Origin of the sequence: Actinoallomurus oryzae, from assembly GCF_039541955.1 — a bacterium.
Lineage (GTDB): Bacteria > Actinomycetota > Actinomycetes > Streptosporangiales > Streptosporangiaceae > Actinoallomurus > Actinoallomurus oryzae.
This window is the reverse complement of the sequence record NZ_BAABHF010000024.1, coordinates 1-20,090: the sequence shown is the minus strand read 5'-3', so window position 1 is coordinate 20,090 and position 20,090 is coordinate 1. Positions and strand designations below refer to the sequence as shown.

Sequence of the window (20,090 nt, the reverse complement as noted above, 5' to 3'; positions counted from 1 at the left end):
TGAGGGGACGGGTCCGGCGCGCCGCGCCAGCGCCCGCCGCCGGGGTGCCTCAGGGAGAGGGGCATTCCCGGTGGCGGGTCGCGGGCAGGGGGGAGATGGCTTTGCTGTGCCTGACCTGCAATCGGGTGCGCCCGGCGCGGAACCCTGCGGAGTACACCGTGGTCCGCGCGCAGGCGATCACCGTCCACGGCCTGTGCACCTGCGCCCAGCCCGGCGCCTGGCCGCCCGAGGCGTACGGGGTCGCGGTCGCCGCGAGCCCGCGCGACCGGGGCGGCTGAGCGACCGGGGACGAAGCGGCTGAGCGGCCGGGTTGGCTGAGCGGTCGCGATGTCTGAGCGGCCGGGTTGGCTGAGCGACCCGGCCGGGGCCGGTCGTACGCCGCGGTGCTCAGGTCTCCGGCAGGTCGTCGAGCAGCTCGGCCCAGAAGCCCTCGACCGTGCGCTCGTAGCGGATGCCGAGCTCGAGCGACTTGAGCTGCCACCGGTCGATGGAGCCGCCGAACGCCTGGTGGATCCGCTCGTACTCATCGGCGCGCTCGCGGTGCGAACGACGCTGGTCGATCGCGAGGTGACGGATGTCGCGGGGCCGGGCGTGCCTGGCGAAGAAGAGCTTGAGCAGGCCGGGGTCGCGCACGTCGGTCCGGTCGGGTGTGGGCGCGGCGAGCCAGTCGGCCAGGGCGTCCCGGCCGGCGGCGGTGATGCGGTAGGTGCGGCGGCGCCGGCCGCCCGGCTCGGTCTCCACGTCGACCAGCCCGGCGTCGGCCAGGCGCGCGGGTTCGTCGTAGAGCTGGGAGTGCGCGAACTCCCAGAAGTTGCCGATGCTCACGGCGACCTTGCGCTTGAGCTCGTAGCTCGTCGCGGGACCGTCGGACAGCAGTCCGAGTACGAGGTATGACGTCGCGGTCATCCGATGGTCGGCCACGGGGCTCCTCTCCGCCGACGCCTATCCTGGCCCATGTCCGGACCACGGCCGACGGCCGACCGTCGAGTCCGACCGCCCGGTCAGCCGGCGTCGGCGACCGTGGTGGGGACGTCGTGGTCGGTGAGGGTGGCCAGGGCGTCGGGCGGGGCGGCGTGGTCGGTGATGGCGCGGGAGAAGTCCGCGAGGTCGGCGACGCGGTGCAGGGCGGTGCGGCCGAGTTTGGCGTGGTCGACGAGCAGGACGCGGTGGGTGGCGACGGACAGCAGCGCCCGCTTGGTCACCACGATCTCCTGCTCCTGGTGGTGGACACCGCCGTCGGAGACCCCGGCGAACGAGTAGAAGCCGAGATCGGAGTGGAGCGCCCGAGCCGACGCGGTGCACGGTGAGCCGAGGAACGCGTCATGCGCCTCGTTGTACTCACCGCCCAGCGCGATCAGCCGGATGTTCTTGCGGCCCATCATCAGCTGGATGATCGGCGCGAAGTTCGTGATGACGGTGAGCGGGTCGATGTCGACGGCCAGCTCGGCCAGCACCAGCGTGGTGGTGGAGTCATCGAGCAGGACGGACATGCCCGGCTCGATCAGCTCCACCGCGGCGCGCGCGATGGCCCGCTTCTCCGCGACGGCCAGCTGGCGCCGGTAGGTCACGTTGCTCTCGAAGACGCTGGACGGCTGGGCGGTCACGCCACCGTGGAACTTGCGGACCAGCCCGCGCTTGGCCAGCTCGTCGAGGTCGCGGTGGGCGGTGACGAGGCTGACGCCGAAGCGATCGGCCAGCTCCTGGGCGGTGGCCGTGCCGACCCGCAGGATGTGCTCGGCCAGGTCCTGCTGGCGGGACGCCGGGTCCTTGCGGCTTCTCATGCCATGAAATTACCACCTTGATTTTAACTTCGCTGATGGTAACTTCTCGGTCCAGACTGATAATTCGCAGTCGGAGGGCCTACCGGACGGAGACCCGGATATGGCGGCCACCACCCTCGACCTGGCGGACCTCTCGGGGTTCCGCCGCAAGCTCACCCTGCTGTCGTCGATCGGCATGTTCCTTGACGGCTTCGATCTGACGGTGATCGCCGTCGCGCTGCCGGTGCTGAAGAAGTCGTGGACGTTCACCCCGTTCACGTCCGGCGTCACCAGTTGCTCGGCCATCGTCGGAATGTTCGTCGGCGCGCTGGTCTTCGGCCGGATCGCCGACCGGCTCGGCCGCAAGAAGATGTACCTGGTCGACCTGATCGGCTTCGTGGTGTTCGCCGCACTGGCCGCGGTGTCCCAGAACGTGTGGGAGCTGATCGCCGCGCGCTTCCTGCTCGGGCTGTGCCTCGGCGCCGACTATCCGATCTCGTCGTCGCTGACCGCGGAGTTCGGTGCCGTGCGTGACCGCGGCCGGCTGGTCGTGGCGCTCAGCCTGATGTGGAACGTCGGCGCGCTGGCCGCCTACCTGGTGGGCGTGGCGTTCCTGCCCATCGGCCCCACCGCGTGGCGCTGGATGCTACTCGTCGGCGCGGTGCTGGCGTTGGTCACGCTGGCGTTCCGGACCAGCATCCCGGAGTCGCCGCGGTACCTCATCGCGCAGGGCCGGCACGACGAGGCGCGGCGGGTCATCGCGAAGGTGGTGTCCGGTAGCGGTACGGCGGTCGCGCCGGAGGACGTGGTGCTGCCGGAGCCGCAGGTCGAGCCCGACCGCCCCACCGCCGCCGGCAGCGCCTCGTGGCGGCGGCTGTTCGCCCGCGGGCTGGCCGGCGCCACGATCTTCGTCTGCGTGTTCTGGTTCGCACACGACGTGGCGTACTACGGGATCCAGATGTACAGCCCGACGATCCTGACCGGCCTGGGCGGCTCGACGCAGCTGGCCGCGTACCTCGGATCGGCCATCATCGCGCTGCTCGGCGTGGTCGGCGCGGCGATCGCGCTCGCGTTCGTCGACTCGTGGGGCCGGCGGCCGGTGCTGATCACGGCGTTCGCCGGCGAGACGGCGGTGCTGGTGGTGCTGGCGCTGGTCCACGCGCCGGCGCTGGCGCTGATCGTGGTGCTGTTCGCGATGGCGATCCTGTTCTCCAACATGGGTCCGGGCACGCTCGACATGGTCTACTGCACCGAGCTCTTCCCGACCGAGCTGCGCGCCGTCGGCACCGGCCTGGGCACCGCGGTGAGCCGGCTCGGCGCGATCCTCGGCGTGCTCGTCTTCCCCGACATGGTGGACGCGTGGGGCGTGAGCGGAGCGTTGTGGCTGTTCGTCGCGGCCGGGCTGCTCGGCCTGGTGACCACCGTGTTGCTGGCGCCGGAGACCAAGAACCGCAGCCTGGAGCAGACCGCCGGGGCCCGCCGCGTGTTCGGCGGTACCGCGCCCGCCGCCGCGAGTCCCGGACTGGTGGCATTCACGACCGAGGAGGATCGGTGAACGACACGACACTGACGGTGCTCGGCTTCCGGGCCGGCCGGCCGGACGCGGACTCGGCCTGTTCCGGCTACCTGGTGGAGCACGCCGGCTCGACGGTCCTCGTCGACTGCGGGCCGGGCATCGTCACCGAGCTGGTGTCGCGCGGCCTGGAGCACCGGCTCGACGGGGTCGTGCTCACCCACCTGCACCAGGACCACATGTTCGACGTGGTGCCGCTGGCCTTCACCCGGCTGCTGACGAAGACGCCGCCGGCCCGGATCCCGTTGTGGGCACCCGAGGACAGCATCGGCACGCTGGCCGCGCTGGACGAGTGGGTGGCGGTGCCGACCGATCCGGTGGTCGGCCGGCCGCTCGCCACCGCCTTCGACATCCGGCCGCTGGAGCGCGACGGCCGCACCGAGGTGGCGGTCGCGGACGGCATCACGCTGACCGCGTTCGAGGCCCGGCACGCGGTGCCGAGCGCGTCGCTGCGCTTCGCGCTGGGCGACCGGACGCTGGCGTTCTCGTCCGACACCGGCTGGTGCGACGGCGTGCTGGCCGCCGCGACCGGCGCCGACGTGTTCGTCTGCGAGGCCACCTACCTGGACGCCGACCCGGCCATGCTGTCCGAGCACGGCCACCTGACCGCCGAGCTCACCGGCAAGTTGGCCGCCGCGGCCGGGGTGGGCCGGCTGGTCGTCAGCCACCTGCTCGGGTACGACGACGCCGAGTCGTTCGAGGCGGCCCGGGCGGCGGCCGGTGCGGTACCGGTGACGGCCGCCCGCGCCGGGCTGGTCGTGCCGGTCCGGGCGGCGCGGTAGCCGATGACGCTCGTGCTCTGGGACATCGACCAGACCCTGCTCGACGCCGGCACGCTCGATCGGGAGGTGTGGTTCACACTCTGCGGTGATCTGCTGGGCGTGCCACCACGGCCGGTGCACGTCGTACCGGGTCGCACGATCCGCCAGATCCTGCGCGCGATCCTGCGGGAGTACGGCGCGGACGCGGCCACCGCGGAGCGCCTGCTGCCCGAGGCGCTGCGCCTCGAGGTGGAGCGGCTCGCGGCGGAACGACCCCGGATGGCGTCGCGCGGGCGGCTGCTGCCCGGCGTCCGCGCGGTGGTGGAGGCACTGGACCGGACGCCCGGCGCGGTCCAGTCGGTGCTCACGGGCAACCAGGCCGCCACCACCCGGCTCAAACTGGCGGCGTTCGGCCTGGCGCCGCCGCTGGACCTGCGGGTCGCCGCGACCGGCACCGACGACGAGCACCGCCCCAGCCTGGTGCCCGTCGCCCGATCCCGTGCCGAGGCCCGTTACGGCCCCGGCACGGCCACCCCGACCGTCCTGGTCGGCGACTCGGTCCTGGACATCGAGGCGGCCCGTGCCAACGGCGTCCGCGTCGTCGCGGTCGCCACCGGCATCACGTCACGTGCCGACCTCACCGCCGCCGGCCCCGACGCCGTCCTCGACGACCTGGCCGACCTCCGGGCCGCCCTCACCGCCATCCTCCCGTCGCCGGTCCCCGGCCACGCCGGTCAGTAACCGGCCCCCGTGAGCATTCCGCCGTCGACCACGAACTCGGCGCCCGTGCAGTACGTCGCCTCGTCCGAGGCGAGGAAGACCACGAGCGCGGGGATCTCCTCCGGTGTGCCCATCCGCCCGAGCGGCAGCGCGCGCAGGAACGCGTCGGCGCTCTCGGCCTTGGCCGACACCAGGGCCGCGTCCTCGGTGACCATCGGCGTGAGGATGGCGCCCGGGTGGATGGAGTTGACCCGGATGCCGTACTCCCCGAGCTCCCGCGCGGCCGCCTTCGTCAGGCCCCGTACGCCGAACTTGCTGGCGCTGTAGGCGGCCAGGCCCGTGGCGCCGACGAAGCCCTCGGTGGAGGAGACGTTGACGATCGCGCCGCCGCCCGCGGTCCTCATCGCACCGATGACCGACTTCACCCCGAGCCACTGTCCGACCAGGTTCACCTCGATGATCCGGGTGAACTGGTCGAGGGACATGTCCTCGATCCGCCCGTACCGGAGGATCCCGGCGTTGTTCACCAGCACGCCGAGCCCGCCGAACGCGGCCAGCGCGGTGTCGACGGCGGCCTGCCAGTCGTCCGGCCGGGTGACGTCCATCCGGACGAACCGCGTCGCGTCGCCGAGCTCTTCGGCGAGCCGGCCGCCCTCCTCCTCCAGCAGGTCGCCGAAGACCACGCGGGCGCCCTCGGCGACGAAACGCCGGACGTGCGCCTCGCCCATGCCACGCGCGCCGCCGGTGATGAGCGCCGTCTTGCCCTCAAGCCTGCCCATGGCACCTCTCATCTGGTCGAACGTCCGAACGAGGCCGGAGGGCGGACGCCCGGACATCCGGCCCCGCGGCGCCAGACACTACGATGACCGATCAGACCAGACATCCGGGGGAGTGTCACGAACTCGTGCGACACAAGATCCTGTGGGCGTCCATCGCGGCGGGGACGGTGGTCGTCCTCGGCGCTGCGGGTGGCGCCTATCTGCTGCTCAGAACCAAGGGGAGTCCGACGGCGACGGCGCGGGCCTTCCTGTCCGCGTGGGAGCGCGGCGACGCCACCGCGATGCGCGGCGAGACGCTCGCGCCCCCGCCCGACCTCGACCAGCAGTACCAGACGCTGCGCAAGGGGCTGGGCGTCACGAAGGTACGCGCGGAGCCCGGCGCCGTGACCAAGCAGGGCGGCCACGCGACGGTCGCCTTCGCCGCCGACCTCACCCTTCCGATGGGCACCTGGCACTACCAGGGGCGGCTGCGGCTGACGACGGACCATCGCGAGTGGAAGGTCGCCTGGTCACCGGAGAGCATCCACCCGGACCTGCACAGCGGGCAGCACATGACGATCACCTACCGGTGGCCCAGGCGCGCCCGGGTGCTCGCGGCCGACGGCAGCCCGATCGACGGCACCGGCGTCTCCGGCTCGGTGCAGCAGATCGTCGGCACCACCGCGCCGCTGACCGAGAAGCAGGCCAAGAAGCTCGGCACGTCCCACAGCAAGGGCGACGTCGTCGGACAGTCGGGCATCCAGCAGCGGTTCAACGACCGCCTCGCCGGCACGCCCTCCGCCTCGGTCATCGTCGCCGACGCGTCGAACCACCCGGTCAAGAAGGTCGGCGGCTTCGCCGGCAAGGCGGGCCGCGACGTGAAGACGACCCTGGACCAACACGTCCAGAGCGCCGCCTCGGCGGCCCTGCAGGGGCAGACCAAGCCGACGTCCATGGTCGCGATCCGCCCGTCCGACGGGCGGATCCTCGCCGTCGCCAACTACCCCGGCGGCTTCGACCGCGCGTTGCAGGGCACCTATCCGCCCGGTTCGACGTTCAAGGTGGTCACGGCGTACGCGCTGCTGCGCAGCGGGCTCAGCCCCTCGGACACGGTGGAGTGCCCCAAGACCGCGAACGTCGGCGGTCAGGTCATCCACAACTCCGAAGGCGAGGAGTCCGGCAGCATGACCTTCACCGAGGCGCTCGCCCAGTCGTGCAACACCGCCTTCGCACTGCAGACGCAAAAGCGCCTCAACCCGTCCCGGCTGTCGAGCGCCGCAAATCTCTTCGGCTTCAACCAGAAGATCGACCCCGGCATGCGCGTCACGGCGGGGAGCTTCCCGTCGCCGACGAGCACCTCGGAGATGGCCGTCGCCGGGTTCGGGCAGGGACGCGACCTGGCCAACGCCCTCAGCATGGCCGGGGTGGCCGCGGGTATCGCGAGCGGCACCTGGCATCCGCCGGTCTTCGTGTCCGACCCACAGATCTCCCAGAAGGCCAAGGCGGGCCGGCTCGACTCGAAGCTGCGCTCCGAGCTGGCCACCATGATGCGCGCGGTCGTGACGACGGGCACCGCCAAGGACGCCGGCCTGCCGGCCGGCACGGCGGGCAAGACGGGCACGGCCGAGTACGCCTCCGGGAAGAACGGCAAGGAGCCGCCGACCCACGCGTGGTTCATGGGCTTCCGCGGTGACGTGGCGTTCGCCATGGTCGTCGAGGACGGGGGGTTCGGCTCCAAGGCCGCCGCGCCGATCGCCCGACGTTTCCTCAACGCGCTTTGAGCGTCGCCCGCGACAGGTGGTCGGCCCGGCGTGTCGTCTCCGGCAGGCGGTAGCGCGGCGTCAGCCGCAGGGTCATCGCGCACGCCGTGTCCAGGTCCGCGCGGTGGCCGACGGAGACGAACACCGGCCGCACGCGAGTCTGCGTGCGCAGCGCCCGCCCGACCACCTGCCCGCCGTCGCTGACCGGGCTCCAGGCGCCGCGCTCGGTGCCGGGCTCGTCGTAGTCGCCGACCAGCCGGGTCTTGCCGACGCCGATCGAGGGCAGTCCGGTCAGCACTCCGAGGTGGCAGGCCAGCCCGAACCGCTTGGGGTGGGCCAGGCCGTGGCCGTCGCAGATCAGCAGGTCGGGCGTGACGCTCAGCGCGCGCAGCGCGCCGACCAGCGCCGGCAGCTCACGGAAGGCGAACAATCCGGGGACGTAGGGGAAGCCGGGCCGGTCGAGCGCGGTCGTCTCCTCGACGACCTCGAGGGTCTCGGCGTCGAGCACGACCGCGGCCGCCGCCAGCCGGTCGTCGGCGTACGCGACGTCCAGACCCGCCACCGTGCGCACGGTCCGCGGGCCGGCCGAGGCCAGGTCGGCGAGGGGACGGAGGCGGTCCTGGATGGCCAGGGCCTCCTCGGCGACTTTGGGCCAGGGATGCAGATCCGCTACCTTCACGAGGGCACGCTACCCGTATCCGGCATGACGGAAATCCGGGCGTCTGTTACCTGTGACCGTCCGTGAAATAGTAAATGCGCGTCGTGTTTGGGTCAAAATAGGTCAAATAACGTATTTCAAGTTGGGTCGCGAGCTTCTAACCTCGTTTTCAGGAGATCATCGCATCAGGGGGCGGGGTCACAGTGAAGATCTGGGGAGAGGAAGGCGCCATGGGCGGAGTGTCCTGGACCTGACAGTTCGGTGAATGAAGGGGCGGCTCGGTTCCACCGGGCCGCCCCTTCGGCCGTCGGACGGCTTCCGTAAGGTCGGGTGCGGAAACGTTCTGTAGTGAAGGAGGCTCTGTGTCCGGATTTCGGCATGTCGTGGTGTTCCGGTGGCGCGACGACGCGACCGCGGAGCAGAAGAAGACCGTCGAGGAACGGCTCAGGGAGCTGCCCGGCGCGATCCCCGAGCTGCGGGCCTACGCGTTCGGTCGCGACGCCGGTATCAACGCCGGGAACTTCGACTTCGCGGTGGTCGCCGACTTCGCCGACCGCGACGCCTACCTCGTCTACCGCGACAACCCGACGCACCGCGCGATCGTCGACGAGGTCATCAACCCGATCACCGCCGAACGCCACGCGGTGCAGTACGTACTCGAGCCGTAGACGGCCGTACTCCTCGCGGAGTACGCACCGGTCCGAGGTGTCATCGCGGGCATGACGCCTCGGGCGTGCCGGAAACGGGAGTCTGGGGGCCGGCAGACGAAGAGGAGACTCCCGTGCATGACGGCCCGCTCGTCCGGCTGGCCCGGTTGTGTCATCGCCGCCGGCGCCGCGTCCTGCTGCTCTGGATCGTCGGCGCGGCGGCGGTGATGGCGGCCGGGTTCGGCTACTCGGCTCCGGCCGACAACGTCTTCGGCGGTGGCACCGAGTCCACGCAGGCGCAGGACCTGATCAAAGAACACTTCCCGCGGCAGAACGGCGACACGCTGACGCTCGCGATCCACGCCGACCGCGGCGTCGCCTCCGTACGGCCCCGCGTCGAGCGGGTCATCGGCGAGCTGTCCCACGGCCCGCACGTCACCTCGGTGAGCTCGCCGTACCGCGTGGCCTCCCAGGTCTCGCCGGACGGCCGCACCGCGTTCGCCCCGATCCAGCTCGACCGGACCTCCGCGGAGATGCCCACGGCCGGCGTGACCAAGATGATCGCCCAGGCGCGCGACGCCTCGGGAGACGGGCTGACGCTCGCCCTCGGCGGCGACGCGGTCACCGACGCCGAGACCCCGGGAGGCGGCCCCACCGAGGGCATCGGCCTGCTCGCGGCGGTGATCGTGCTGCTCATCGCATTCGGCTCGCTGCTCGCGATGGGGCTGCCGATCGTCACCGCGATCTTCGGGATCGGTACGGGCCTGGCCGGCATCTCGCTGCTCGGCCACGTGCTGCCCGCCCCGTCATTCAGCCCGATCGTGGCCGGGCTGATCGGCCTCGGCGTCGGCGTCGACTACGCGCTGTTCATCGTCACGCGCTACCGGGAGGCCCTCGGCGAGGGCGCCGATCCCGAGAACGCCACGGCCACGGCCATCGCGACGGCGGGCCGGTCGGTCGTGTTCGCCGGCACGACAGTGGTGGTCGCGCTCCTGGGCCTGCTCGTCGTACAGCAGCGGCTGCTGAGCGCGGTGGCCGTGGCCGCCTCGCTCACCGTCCTGATGACCATGATCGCCGCGGTGACGCTGTTGCCCGCGCTGCTCGGCTTCGCCGGCCGGCGGATCGACCGGTTCCGCGTGCCCGCACTGGCCCGGCGGAGCGGACGCCGTCCGCTCTCCGAGCGCTGGGCCGGGGTCATCCAGCGGCGCCCGGTCATCGCGGGCACCGCGGCGACGCTGCTGCTGCTCGTGCTCGCGGCCCCGGCGCTGTCGATGCGGCTGAGCTTCAGCGACGCCGGCAGCCGCCCGCACGACACGAGCGCGTACGCCGCGCACCGCATCCTCGCCTCGGGCTTCGGACCCGGGTACGACGCGCCGCTGGTGTTCGTCTCCCGCTCGCCGGCCACCGCGCGCACCGTCGCCACGGCGGTCGGCCGTACGCCGGGCGTCGCGTCCGTGAGCCCCGTGAGGACCAGCGATGACGGCGCCGCCGCCATGTTCGTCGCCTACCCGCGGACCGGGCTCCAGGACGCGGCCACGCCGGGTGTGGTCCACCGGCTGCGCGACACCGTCGTGCCCCGGGCCGGCGGCGGCGTGCTGATCGGCGGGCCCAACGCCGGCACGATCGACTTCTCCGACTCCGTACGCGCGCGCCTGCCCTGGCTGATCGTCGTCGTGGTGGGCCTGTCCCTGCTCCTGCTGCTCGTGCTCGTGCGCTCGGTCGCCATCGCGGTGAAGGCCGCGGTGATGAACCTCCTGTCGATCGCGGCGGCGTACGGCGTGCTCACCGCGGTCGTGCAGTGGGGCTGGCTCGGTCACCAGCTCGGCTTCCCGGCCGCAACGCCGGTGACGCCGTGGGTGCCGCTGTTCATGTTCCCGATCCTGTTCGGGCTCTCCACCGACTACGAGGTGTTCCTGATCTCCAGGGTCCGCGAGGAGTACGACCTCGGCGCCGGGACGAGGACCGCGGTGACCCGCGGCCTGGCCCGTACCGCCCGTGTGATCACCGCGGCGGCGGCCATCATGGTCTGCGTGTTCCTGTCGGTGCTGCTGGTCGGCGACATCGCGGTCAAGCAGGTCGGCCTCGGCCTCGGCGTCGCCGTACTGATCGACGCCACCGTCGTGCGGATGGTGCTGGTGCCGGCGGTGATGGAGCTGCTCGGCCGGGTGAACTGGTGGCTGCCGGCCTGGCTGGCCCGGATCCTGCCGGCCGTCGAACCCGGCCCGCCCTCCGTGCGGACGCCGGACCTGCCGGTGCGGTCGTAGCGAAGGAAGAAGGAGGTATCGGCCCGCGCCGGGCAGTGGCTCAGCGCGGGCCGGTGGAGATGCCGTCGAACAGGACCGCGATGTAGTGGTCGGCGACCCGCTCGGCGTCGAGGCGGCCGGCCGGATGGAACCAGCGGACCGCCACCCAGATCGTGTCGCGGATCATCCGGTAGGTCAGCCGGGCGTCGATGTCGTCGCGGAACAGGCCCGTCTCCTGACCTCGCCTGATCTGGCCGACCCACAGCCGCTCGGTCTCCTCCTCCGCCCGCGCCAGGTAGTCGAACCGGTCGAACTGGCGGAGGTAGTTCCAGTCGTTCTGCATGACCATGACGGCCGCGCGGTGGGGCACGAGCGTGCGGAAGCAGTTGCGCACGAGCTCGGCCAGGACCGTATGCGGGTCGCCGCCGCCTTCGAGCACCGCCTTGTTGGCGGCGTTGAGCTCGTCGAAGAAGGAGGAGAGGATCTCGTCCACGATCGACTCCTTGGAGTCGAAGTGGTGGTAGAGACTGCCCGACAGGATCCCCGCCTCGTCGGCGATGTTGCGGACCGTCGTGGCCTGGTAGCCCTTTTCGGCGAACAGCTCGGCGGCGAGCCGCACCAGGTGTTCCCGGCGCTCCGAGGCGAGTACGGACGAACCCCGGCCCCGGCGCCGACCGCCGCCCGAGCCTCCCGAGCCACCCCGATGCGGCCCGCTGTCCTTACCCGCGCTCACCACGGTGCCATTATGGCCCGTGTACCCAACCGTTTGCTCGATCATCGAGAGGGCCTGCCGTACGCCGGACGCCCGGCGAGAACGGCCCGGTCAGCGGGGCCGGCGGCCGGTGCCGAAGGAGATGACGAGGTAGTCGTCCAGCGGCTGGTAGCCGACGCGCTGGTGGACGGCGATGCCCGCCGGGTTGGCGAGGTCGGCGAAGACCACGACCTCTTCGGCGCCGGCGTCGACGGCGGCCCGGCTCACCGCGGCGGTCGCCGCCGCGCCGTAGCCGTGGCCCCGGTGTTCGGGCGGGGTGTAGATGGGCGCGATCCGCACCATGCCGGCGACCATCCGGGTACGGCCCGCGAGGGAGACCGGGACGCCGTCCCTCTCCCACAGGGTGAGACCGCCGTACCCGATCCGGTCGTCGACCGCGGCGCCGTGGTCGCCGGGGCGCTCGCGTATCTCCCGTTCGGCGGAGTGGTACCAGGCGAGCAGCAGGTCCCGGTCGGCGGGCGCGGCCGGGCGGGCGCGGCCGGACGCCGAGGCCGGCCGGATCCGGTCCAGGCGGTAGAGCCGCCGGCGTTCCCAGACCGTGAAGTCCGTGCCCGTCGCCACGCGCCAGCGGATGGCGAAGTCCTCGGCGATCTCGCGGCGCGCGGTCACGCCGGGCAGCGGCCGCCCGGCGGCCTTCAGCGCCTGCACCAGTTCACGGACGCCCTGCTGCGGCATCAGGCTGAGCAGCATCGGGAAGGGCGGGGTGTGGACGAACGCACCGGAGACGCAGCCCCCGGGCGGCATCCAGGAACCGAGCACGGCGGGAGTGTCCCCGTACGCCGCCGCGCCCCGGGCGCGGAGCGCCTCCAGGACCGTGACGAGAACGGTGTTCTCGACCGGCCGCGATCTCAGGAAGTCACCCGCGATCGCGTCAAATCGCGCGACATCCGACGTTGTGCCCCAGTTCATACTTCATAGTTGCGTTTCACCCCGTGTGTTCGCTGGGAACTCGCCAACATGATCCACTTTGTGTCGCGAGAAGGTCGCGGGGAGAGACGTCCGCGTGGACGGCGCGGGCCGGACGCTCATGGCATCGTGGACGCATGATTCAGATCGCGACCCGAGAGGTCTACCGGAACCGCTGGATGTCCGTCCGCGAGGACGCCATCCGTCACCCGGACGGTTCGCCGGGGATCTACGGGGTGGTGGACAAGCCCACGGCGGCGCTCATCGTTCCCATGGAGAACGACGGATTCCACCTCGTCGAGCAGTTCCGGTACGCGCTGTCGCGCCGGTCGTGGGAGTTCCCGCAGGGCACCTGGCCCGACGACCGGGAGACCACCACGGAGGAGCTGGCACGGGCCGAGCTGGCCCAGGAGACCGGGCTCCGCGCGGCGACGATCGAGCGGCTCGGCTCGTTCGCGATCGCGCCCGGGTTGACGAGCCAGAACTGCGACGTGTTCCTCGCCACCGGCCTGACCGCGGGGGAGCCCGACCGCGAGCCGGAGGAGCAGGGCATGCGGCAGCAGTGGTTCTCCCGGGCCGAGTTCGAGCGGATGCTGCGGACCGAGGAGATCGTCGACGCGCTCACCGTGGCCGCCTACGCCCGCCTCCTCCTGCGCGGGGACGCCTCAGAGGCACGTCGGTAACTCTTTGCGGATCTGAGCGGCGCATCCGGCACTCCGCTGTGCTCCGCGCCGGATGCGCCCCTCAGAGGGCGGTCAGGGTGCGGGTCAGCGCGTCCGCGCGCTTTTGCGCCAGGCCGCCCTCGCGGGCGCGTTGGACGATCTTGCGGCGCAGTTCGTTCACCCGCTGGTTCACGTCGACGTTCACGCCCGCGGCGATCTCCGCCAGCAGGTTGCCGATGAGGTTGTCCAGGTCGACCGCCACGTCCGCGCGTACCTCGCTGGCCGCCAGGCCCTCGTCGACGGTGCGGCGCATCCGGGTCAGCGCGTCGATCGCGCCCGGCGGGGTGGCGCCCGGAGCCGGTGACGTGGCCGACGCGGTCGCACTCGGCGTGACGGGACGGCCCGACCGCTGCTGGACCGCCTTCGAGGACGGGTGTGAGGCGCCCGTCACGGTGCGCTCCGGCGAGGCGCTGAGCGTGGCCGGCGACGGAGAGGCGTCCGGTGCGTTCCCCGGCGCCGCGACCGGGCGGAACGCCGAGCCGCCGAGCAGCAGGCCGACCGCGGCGACGGTCGCGACGGTGGTGCCGCCCGCGACCAGCAGCAGCCGGCCGTGCGTGCCGTCGTGCGCGGCGGGCCGCCGGGCGGTGGTGAGCGTGCGCGTACGCCGGCGCGGTGACGGCTCGGCGGGGGCCAGGGCGCGGTAGGCGGCGGCCGCCTCGTACGCCGCGGTCCGCTCGGCGCCCAGCACCTCCTCGGCACCGGTGTCCACTCCCAGCGCCGCGGCGATCTCGGCGGCCGACGGCCGGTCCGGCGCCGCCGCGGCGACACAGCGCTCCTGCAGCCCGCCGAGGGTCTCCCCGGCCTCGGGCCGGCGCCCCTTCACCGCCTCGAACCAGACCACGCCCAGGGCGTACACGTCCGCCGACGGCGACAGGTCGTGTTCCGGTGGGAGGTAGGCCGGGGTGCCCATGCGCTCGTCGTCGGCGATGCCGAAGTCGAGCACCTTCACCCCGGCGGAGGTCAGGAAGATGTTGGTCGGCTTGATGTCGCGGTGGACGATCCGGGCGGCGTGCGCCGCGGCCAGGGCGGAGGCGATCTCGCCGATCACCCGCTCGACATCGGGCACCGGGAAACACGCGTCGAGCGTGCCGCCGGTGAGCAGCTCCATCACGATGTACGGGGTGCCATCGGACTCCCCGTAGTCGTGCACGGTCACGATGTTCGGGTGAGAGAGGGCGGCGGCCGCGCGCGCCTCCTCGCGGAAGCGGTCGCGGAAGTCCTGGTCGCGGGCCAGCTCCGGGTCGATCAGCTTGACCGCGACCGGACGGATCAGCACTTCGTCGCGGGCGAGCCATACGGACGCCATGCCACCGGTGCCGATCCGCCGGCGCAGCCGGTATCTGCCGGCGAGGAGCGAGTCCATACGATCAGTGTGGCGTACAGGAGGATGCTCGTGTGACGAGATGCGTGTCCAAAATCACCGTGGAGTTCCCGACCGGTTCCCCGCGGATGCGCGCGACCAGCAGCCGGGCCATCTCCCGGCCCATCGCCTCCAGGGGCTGATGCACCGAGGTCAGCGGCGGGTCGGTGTGCCGCGCGGTGGCCGAGTCGTCGAACCCGACCAGCGCGACGTCGCCGGGGATCCGCCGCCCCTGCTCCTTGAGCACCCGCATCGCGCCGACCGCCATCGGATCCGACGCGGCGAACACGGCGTCCAGGTCCGGCGAACGCGCGAGCAGCTCGCGCATCGCGCGCTCGCCTGACTCCTCGCTGAAGTCGCCGGTGGCCACCAGCGAGGGCAGCCCGGCCGCCGACAGGACGTCCTGGTAGCCGTCGAGGCGGTCGACGCCCACGCGCATGTCCTGCGATCCGGTGATCGTGGCGATCCGCCGGCGGCCGAGCCCGATCAGATGCTCGACCGCGAGCCGGGCGCCGCCCCGGTTGTCGGCGTCGACGCAGCTCACCGGATCGACGCCGACCGGCGCGCCGCCGAGCACGGTCGGCACGCCGCTGTCCTCCAGATGCCGGGGGAGCGGGTCGCCGCCGTGCAGCGACACCATCAGCACGCCGTCGACGTGCTGACCGGTCAGGTACCGCTCGAACCGGCGGTGGTCGTCGGCCGACTGGGCGATGGCCAGCAGGAGCTGCAGGCCGGTGCCGGACAGCCCCGCGCTGATCCCGCGGATGATCCCGGCGAAGTACGGCTCGCCGAAGACGCGTTCCTCCGACTCCGACACGAACAGCGCGACGGTGTCGGTGCGGCGGGTGACCAGCGTGCGGGCCGCCCGGTTGGGGACGTACCCCAGCTCCTCGATGGCCTGCAGCACCGCCTCACGCGCCTCCGGGCTGACCTTGGGCGACCCGTTGACGACGCGAGAGACGGTGCCACGGCCGACACCGGCCCGTGCCGCGACCGCCTCGAGCGTCGGCCGACCCTGCGTACGTCCGTTCACAGCCCCTCCTTCGCCGGGCTGTGAACAAGGTTGCTGTGCCTGATGGTTCGCTCGCTGCGCTCGCTCACGGACTCATTCTGCCGGTGACAGGTCGATGCCGCCTCGTTCGATCACCGAGGCGTACCAGCGGGCGCTGCTCTTGGGGATGCGCGCCTGCGTGGCGAAGTCGATGTACACCAGGCCGAACCGCTTGGCGTACCCCCATCCCCACTCGAAGTTGTCCATCAGCGACCAGGCGAAGTAGCCGCGCAACGGCACACCGGCGGTGATCACCGAGTGGCACGCGCGCAGGTGCGCCTCGATGTAGGCGATCCGGTCGGGGTCCTCCACCCCCTCGGCCGAGACGACGTCGTCGAAGGCGGCGCCGTTCTCGGTGACGTACAGCGGGACGGACGGGTACTCGGTGCCCACACGCGTCAGCACCTCGGCCAGGCCCGACTCGTCGATCTCCCAGCCCATCGCGGTCACCGGCCGCCCGACCTGGACGAATCCGACGTGCTCGCTGCCCGGCCACGGCGACGCCTGCGCGAACGGCGAGGTGATCGCCGGTGCCGCGCCCTCGCGGCCGGTCACGAAGAACCGGTTGTAGTAGTTGATGCCGAGCTGGTCGATCGGCCCGCCGACGATCGCCATGTCGCCCTCCCGCACGCCGAGGTCGTACGGCTGCACGTCGGCGAGCACGTCCTCGGGATAGCGGCCGAGCAGCAGGGCGTCGAGGAAGAACCGGTTCTGCAGCCCGTCGATGCGGCGCGCGGCGTCGACGTCCTCCGGGGCCTCGCTCGCCGGGGACACCGCGTACAGGTTGACCGCGGCGCCGACCCGCCGGCCCTCGCCGCGCAACGCCTGCGCCGCGAGCCCGTGGCCCAGCAGCAGGTGGTGCGCCGCGCGTACGGACGCCTCGGGTTCGCGGCGGCCCGGCGCGTGGTCCCCGGAGGCGTAGCCGAGGAAGGCCGCGCACCAGGGCTCGTTGATCGTCGTCCAGTTCACGACCCGGTCGCCGATGGCCTCACGCATGAGCGCGGCGTACTCGGCGAACCGGTACGCGGTCTCCCGCTCCGGCCAGCCGCCCGCGTCCTCAAGGGGTTGCGGCAGGTCCCAGTGGTACAGCGTCGGCCACGGCTGGATGCCGGCCTCGAGCAGGGCGTCGACGAGGCGCCGGTAGAAGTCGAGGCCCTTCTGGTTGACCGGGCCGGAGCCGCCGGGCTGCACGCGGGGCCAGGAGACCGAGAAGCGGTACGCCGTCAGCCCGAGCGAGGACATCAGCGCGACGTCCTCGGCGAACCGGTGGTAGTGGTCGACCGCGACGTCGCCGGTGTCGCCCCCGAGCACGGTGCCGGGAGTGTGCGCGAAGGTGTCCCAGACCGAGGGCCCGCGGCCGTCCTCGGCGGCGGCACCCTCGATCTGGTACGCGGCGGTCGCCGCGCCCCACACGAAGTCCGCCGGGAAGCCGAGCAGCGTCTCCGCCTGCGATGGCTGAGTTGTCATGCCTTGACTGCACCTTCCATGATCCCGCCGATGATCTGGCGGCCGAAGACGACGAAGACGACGAACAGCGGGATCGTCGCGACGACGGTCCCGGTGAACATCAGCGTGTAGTCGTTGAAGTAGGCGCTGTTGAGCAGCGCGAGGGAGTACTGCACGGTCGGGTTGTCCGGGTTGAGCACCGCGCGCGGCCAGATGAACTCGTTCCAGGTCTGCATGAACGTGAACAGGGCGAGCACGGAGGCGGCCGGGCGCAGGGCGGGCAGCACGACGCTCCAGAAGATCCGGAACGTCGAGGCGCCGTCGACGCGCGCGGCCTCGATGAGCTCGTCCGGCACGGCCTGGGAGGCGTACTGGCGCATCATGAAGACGCCGAACCCGGTGACCAGGAACGGCACGATCACCGCCTGGAGCTTGCCGGTCCAGTGCAGGTGCACCATCACCATGTAGAGGGGGATGATCCCCATCTGCACCGGCACCATCATCGTGGCGACGATGACGAGCAGCAGCGCGTTGCGCCCGCGGAAGCGCAGCTTGGCGAAGGCGAAGCCGGCCAGCGAGGCGAAGAACACCGTCGAGAGCGCCACCACGGCGGAGGCGATCGCGGAGTTGACCAGGGCCTTGGCGAAGTGCGCCTGCTCGTTGTCGAACAGCCGGCGCATGTTGTCGCCGAGGTGCTGCCCGGCGATGAACGGGGGCGGCACCGCGCCGACCACGTCGTTGGTCCGGGTGGCGACGACGAACATCCAGTACAGCGGGAACGCCGACAGCACGATGGCGAAGATCAGCACCACGTACGTGAGGGGGCTCGCCTGCCACAGCCGCGCCGAGCCCGCCACGGCGGCCCGCGTACGGCGCGCGACGAAGGTCTTCATTTCTCGCCTCCCGCGAGCCGGCGGATGATCAGGAAGTTGAACAGGGAGAAGATCAGGATCAGCAGGAACAGCATCCAGGCGACCGCCGAGCCGTAGCCGTACTGGAAGCGCTGGAAGGCGTTCTCGAACATGTACATCGCCACGGTCTGCGACTGCCGCAGCGAGCCGCCGTTCATGTAGCCGTTGTTGAACAGCAGCGGCTCGGTGAACAGTTGCAGGCCCCCGATGGTGGACGTGATGGTGACGAAGACGATCGTGGGCCGCAGCAGCGGCACGGTGATGCGCCAGAACTGCCGCATGCGCGACGCCCCGTCGATCGCCGCGGCCTCGTACAGGGAGTGGGGGATCGCCTGCATGCCGGCCAGGAAGATCAGCGCGTTGTAGCCGGTCCAGCGCCAGTCGACCATGGTCGAGACGGCCAGCCAGGAGGACCACTTGTTCGCCTGCCAGTCGATCCTGTGGACGCCGAAGAAGTGCAGGACCCAGTTGGCCATGCCGTAGTCGCGGCCGAACATCTGGGTGAAGACGATGGCGACCGCCGCGACCGAGGTGACGAGCGGCAGCAGCACGCCCATGCGGAACAACGTGGGCGTCCGCATCCTCCGGTTCAGCGCGTTCGCCAGCAGCAGGGCGAGCAGCAGCTGCGGCACCGTCGCGATCACGAACATGCCGAACGTGTTGCCGACCGCGTTCCAGAACTGGTCGTCGGTCAGCAGACGCGTGTAGTTGCGCAGGCCGATGAACTCGTGGCCGCCGATCATCTCCCAGTGGTTCAGCGAGACCCAGAACGTGTAGCCGAGCGGGAACAGCCCGAACACCAGGAACAGCAGGTAGAACGGCGAGATGTACAGGTACGGCGAGAGCGACACGTCCAGCCGGGAGAGCCTGGTCCGCAGGCGGCGCCGTCCCGGCGGCGCGACTGCGGCGCCGGCCGGTGCGGTGGGCCGCACGTCGAGAGCCATCAGCGTCTCCCGCGGGGACCGTTGCCTTTGGGCGACGGGGGGATCGGGAGCGGGCGGGCCGCCAGGGCCCGGGTGTGTCTTGGCCTGTCAGGTCTGCGCATCATAGATTTCCTTGCGGTTTTTGTCGGTGCGAGTCGATAGCGTGGTGTTGTCGTTACCAAGCGTGAGGGGGTGGGTGTGCGCAGGTCGTTCAAGTTCCTGCTGCGCCCCACCGGCAAGCAGGCCGTCGCGCTCACGCAGTGCCTGGAGGACCACCGGGAGTTGTACAACGCCGCTTTGGAACACCGCCGTACGGCCTGCCGCAAAGCCGGGGTGAGGGTGCGGTACGGCGATCAGTCGGCGGAGTTGAAGCACATCCGCGCCGACGACCTTGATGGTCAGGGCCGGTGGTCGTTCTCTTCCCAGCAGGCCACGCTCCGCAGGCTGGACAAGGCGTTCCGTGCGTTCTTCGACCGCGTGAAGGCAGGCCGTACGCCGGGGTTCCCGCGTTTCAAGGGGCGGGGCTGGTTCGACACGGTCGAGTGGCCCAAGGACGGCGACGGGTGCCGATGGGACTCCCGGCCCCACCACCCGACCGCGACCTACGTGCGGTTGCAGGGCATCGGGCATGTGCGGGTCCACCGGCACCGGCGTGTGCTGGGCACCGTCAAGACGATCAGCGTGAAGCGGGAAGGCACCCGCTGGTTCGTCGTGCTGTCGTGTGACGACGTGCCCGCCGAGACATTGCCGGTGACGGGCACGGTCGCCGGGATCGACATGGGAGTCGCGTCCCTGGTGACGACCAGTGACGGCCGGCATCTGGCCAACCCGCGTCACCTCGCCGTGACCGGCGGCCGTCTCGCGGCGGCACAGCGTGACCTCGCCCGCAAGAAACGGGGCGGTAGGCGGCGGCGTAAGGCCGTCGCCCGCGTCGCCGCCCTGCACGCCAAGGTGCGGCGGCAACGCCTCGACAGTGCACACAAGGCCGCGCTGAGGCTGGTCCGCGACCACGACGTGATCGCGCACGAAGCGCTCAAGGTCACCAACATGACCAAACGGCCAGCACCCAAGCCGGACGGCGGCGGCGGCCACCTGCCCAACGGCGCCGCCGCGAAGTCC

The 20,090-nt window shown here is 71.6% G+C and carries 20 protein-coding genes; 9 read left to right on the top strand and 11 right to left on the bottom strand.

All coding sequences use genetic code 11. The annotated features are described in order from the left end of the window. Nucleotides 1-95: 95 nt before the first annotated feature. Nucleotides 96-278 carry a hypothetical protein gene (locus tag ABEA10_RS21265; protein WP_345466414.1) on the top strand — a complete coding sequence of 61 codons (183 nt, stop codon included), beginning with the start codon at nucleotides 96-98 and terminating at the stop codon, nucleotides 276-278. Between the two features lie 109 nt (nucleotides 279-387). Here ABEA10_RS21265 and ABEA10_RS21260 read toward each other — a convergent pair whose 3' ends face one another. Beyond that, on the bottom strand, nucleotides 388-921 hold the full coding sequence (locus ABEA10_RS21260; RefSeq protein ID WP_345466413.1) for a PadR family transcriptional regulator: 534 nt from the start codon (nucleotides 919-921) through the stop codon (nucleotides 388-390). 80 nt (nucleotides 922-1,001) lie between these two features. Then, nucleotides 1,002-1,781 carry a DeoR/GlpR family DNA-binding transcription regulator gene (locus ABEA10_RS21255; protein WP_345466411.1) on the bottom strand — a complete coding sequence of 260 codons (780 nt, stop codon included), beginning with the start codon at nucleotides 1,779-1,781 and terminating at the stop codon, nucleotides 1,002-1,004. 100 nt (nucleotides 1,782-1,881) lie between these two features. Here ABEA10_RS21255 and ABEA10_RS21250 point away from each other — a divergent pair, with 100 nt between their 5' ends. The 3 genes from ABEA10_RS21250 to ABEA10_RS21240 are packed head-to-tail and all read left to right on the top strand — an operon-like array spanning nucleotide 1,882 to nucleotide 4,835. Beyond that, nucleotides 1,882-3,315: an MFS transporter gene (locus ABEA10_RS21250; RefSeq protein ID WP_345466407.1), complete on the top strand. Its 1,434-nt coding sequence runs from the start codon at nucleotides 1,882-1,884 to the stop codon at nucleotides 3,313-3,315. Beyond that, the gene (locus ABEA10_RS21245; protein WP_345466405.1) at nucleotides 3,312-4,115 is read left to right on the top strand and encodes an MBL fold metallo-hydrolase; all 804 of its coding nucleotides are present in this window, start codon (nucleotides 3,312-3,314) and stop codon (nucleotides 4,113-4,115) included. The genes ABEA10_RS21250 and ABEA10_RS21245 overlap by 4 nt, the downstream gene beginning before the upstream one ends. A gap of 3 nt (nucleotides 4,116-4,118) precedes the next feature. Continuing rightward, complete coding sequence (locus ABEA10_RS21240; protein ID WP_345466403.1) at nucleotides 4,119-4,835, top strand: HAD family hydrolase; 717 nt, start codon at nucleotides 4,119-4,121, stop codon at nucleotides 4,833-4,835. Here ABEA10_RS21240 and ABEA10_RS21235 read toward each other — a convergent pair. Continuing rightward, the gene (locus ABEA10_RS21235) at nucleotides 4,829-5,593 is read right to left on the bottom strand and encodes a glucose 1-dehydrogenase (RefSeq protein ID WP_345466401.1); all 765 of its coding nucleotides are present in this window, start codon (nucleotides 5,591-5,593) and stop codon (nucleotides 4,829-4,831) included. The two genes, ABEA10_RS21240 and ABEA10_RS21235, sit on opposite strands and share 7 nt — an antisense overlap. 125 nt (nucleotides 5,594-5,718) lie before the next feature. Between ABEA10_RS21235 and ABEA10_RS21230 the strand changes: the two genes are divergently transcribed. Next, nucleotides 5,719-7,353 carry a penicillin-binding transpeptidase domain-containing protein gene (locus tag ABEA10_RS21230; protein ID WP_345466399.1) on the top strand — a complete coding sequence of 545 codons (1,635 nt, stop codon included), beginning with the start codon at nucleotides 5,719-5,721 and terminating at the stop codon, nucleotides 7,351-7,353. Here the strand turns inward: ABEA10_RS21230 and ABEA10_RS21225 are convergent. Next, a complete protein-coding gene (locus tag ABEA10_RS21225; protein ID WP_345466397.1) occupies nucleotides 7,340-8,011 on the bottom strand; it encodes an endonuclease V in 672 nt (223 codons plus the stop codon). The genes ABEA10_RS21230 and ABEA10_RS21225 overlap by 14 nt on opposite strands. A 341-nt stretch (nucleotides 8,012-8,352) precedes the next feature. Here ABEA10_RS21225 and ABEA10_RS21220 point away from each other — a divergent pair, with 341 nt between their 5' ends. Both ABEA10_RS21220 and ABEA10_RS21215 read left to right on the top strand, forming a co-directional pair. Next, on the top strand, nucleotides 8,353-8,658 hold the full coding sequence (locus tag ABEA10_RS21220) for a Dabb family protein (protein ID WP_345466395.1): 306 nt from the start codon (nucleotides 8,353-8,355) through the stop codon (nucleotides 8,656-8,658). Between the two features lie 113 nt (nucleotides 8,659-8,771). Beyond that, complete coding sequence (locus ABEA10_RS21215; protein ID WP_345466393.1) at nucleotides 8,772-10,901, top strand: MMPL family transporter; 2,130 nt, start codon at nucleotides 8,772-8,774, stop codon at nucleotides 10,899-10,901. A 40-nt stretch (nucleotides 10,902-10,941) separates the two neighbouring features. Here the strand turns inward: ABEA10_RS21215 and ABEA10_RS21210 are convergent, their stop codons facing one another. Further along, a complete protein-coding gene (locus ABEA10_RS21210) occupies nucleotides 10,942-11,616 on the bottom strand; it encodes a TetR/AcrR family transcriptional regulator (RefSeq protein ID WP_425550935.1) in 675 nt (224 codons plus the stop codon). Nucleotides 11,617-11,703: 87 nt separating this feature from the next. Beyond that, on the bottom strand, nucleotides 11,704-12,561 hold the full coding sequence (locus tag ABEA10_RS21205) for a GNAT family N-acetyltransferase (protein WP_345466391.1): 858 nt from the start codon (nucleotides 12,559-12,561) through the stop codon (nucleotides 11,704-11,706). A gap of 134 nt (nucleotides 12,562-12,695) precedes the next feature. On the opposite strand from ABEA10_RS21205, the gene ABEA10_RS21200 reads away from it, so the two are divergent. Next, entirely contained in the window at nucleotides 12,696-13,241 is a 546-nt protein-coding gene (locus ABEA10_RS21200) for an NUDIX domain-containing protein (RefSeq protein ID WP_345466389.1), read from the top strand. A gap of 61 nt (nucleotides 13,242-13,302) precedes the next feature. Here ABEA10_RS21200 and ABEA10_RS21195 read toward each other — a convergent pair whose 3' ends face one another. From ABEA10_RS21195 to ABEA10_RS21175, 5 genes are all read right to left on the bottom strand, one after another. Next, a complete protein-coding gene (locus ABEA10_RS21195; RefSeq protein ID WP_345466386.1) occupies nucleotides 13,303-14,643 on the bottom strand; it encodes a serine/threonine-protein kinase in 1,341 nt (446 codons plus the stop codon). Between the two features lie 4 nt (nucleotides 14,644-14,647). Continuing rightward, the gene (locus ABEA10_RS21190) at nucleotides 14,648-15,673 is read right to left on the bottom strand and encodes a LacI family DNA-binding transcriptional regulator (protein ID WP_345466384.1); all 1,026 of its coding nucleotides are present in this window, start codon (nucleotides 15,671-15,673) and stop codon (nucleotides 14,648-14,650) included. A 72-nt stretch (nucleotides 15,674-15,745) separates the two neighbouring features. After that, nucleotides 15,746-17,158, bottom strand: coding sequence for a GH1 family beta-glucosidase (locus ABEA10_RS21185; RefSeq protein ID WP_345466382.1), 1,413 nt, complete (start codon nucleotides 17,156-17,158; stop codon nucleotides 15,746-15,748). Beyond that, nucleotides 17,155-18,030, bottom strand: a complete 876-nt coding sequence (locus ABEA10_RS21180; RefSeq protein WP_345466380.1) for a carbohydrate ABC transporter permease — start codon at nucleotides 18,028-18,030, stop codon at nucleotides 17,155-17,157. The genes ABEA10_RS21185 and ABEA10_RS21180 overlap by 4 nt, the downstream gene beginning before the upstream one ends. Next, the gene (locus ABEA10_RS21175; RefSeq protein ID WP_345466377.1) at nucleotides 18,027-18,992 is read right to left on the bottom strand and encodes a carbohydrate ABC transporter permease; all 966 of its coding nucleotides are present in this window, start codon (nucleotides 18,990-18,992) and stop codon (nucleotides 18,027-18,029) included. Before ABEA10_RS21175 ends, ABEA10_RS21180 begins: the two co-directional genes overlap by 4 nt. A 177-nt stretch (nucleotides 18,993-19,169) precedes the next feature. Between ABEA10_RS21175 and ABEA10_RS21170 the strand changes: the two genes are divergently transcribed. Next, on the top strand, nucleotides 19,170-20,090 hold a 921-nt coding region (locus ABEA10_RS21170; RefSeq protein WP_345466375.1), incomplete at its 3' end, for an RNA-guided endonuclease InsQ/TnpB family protein.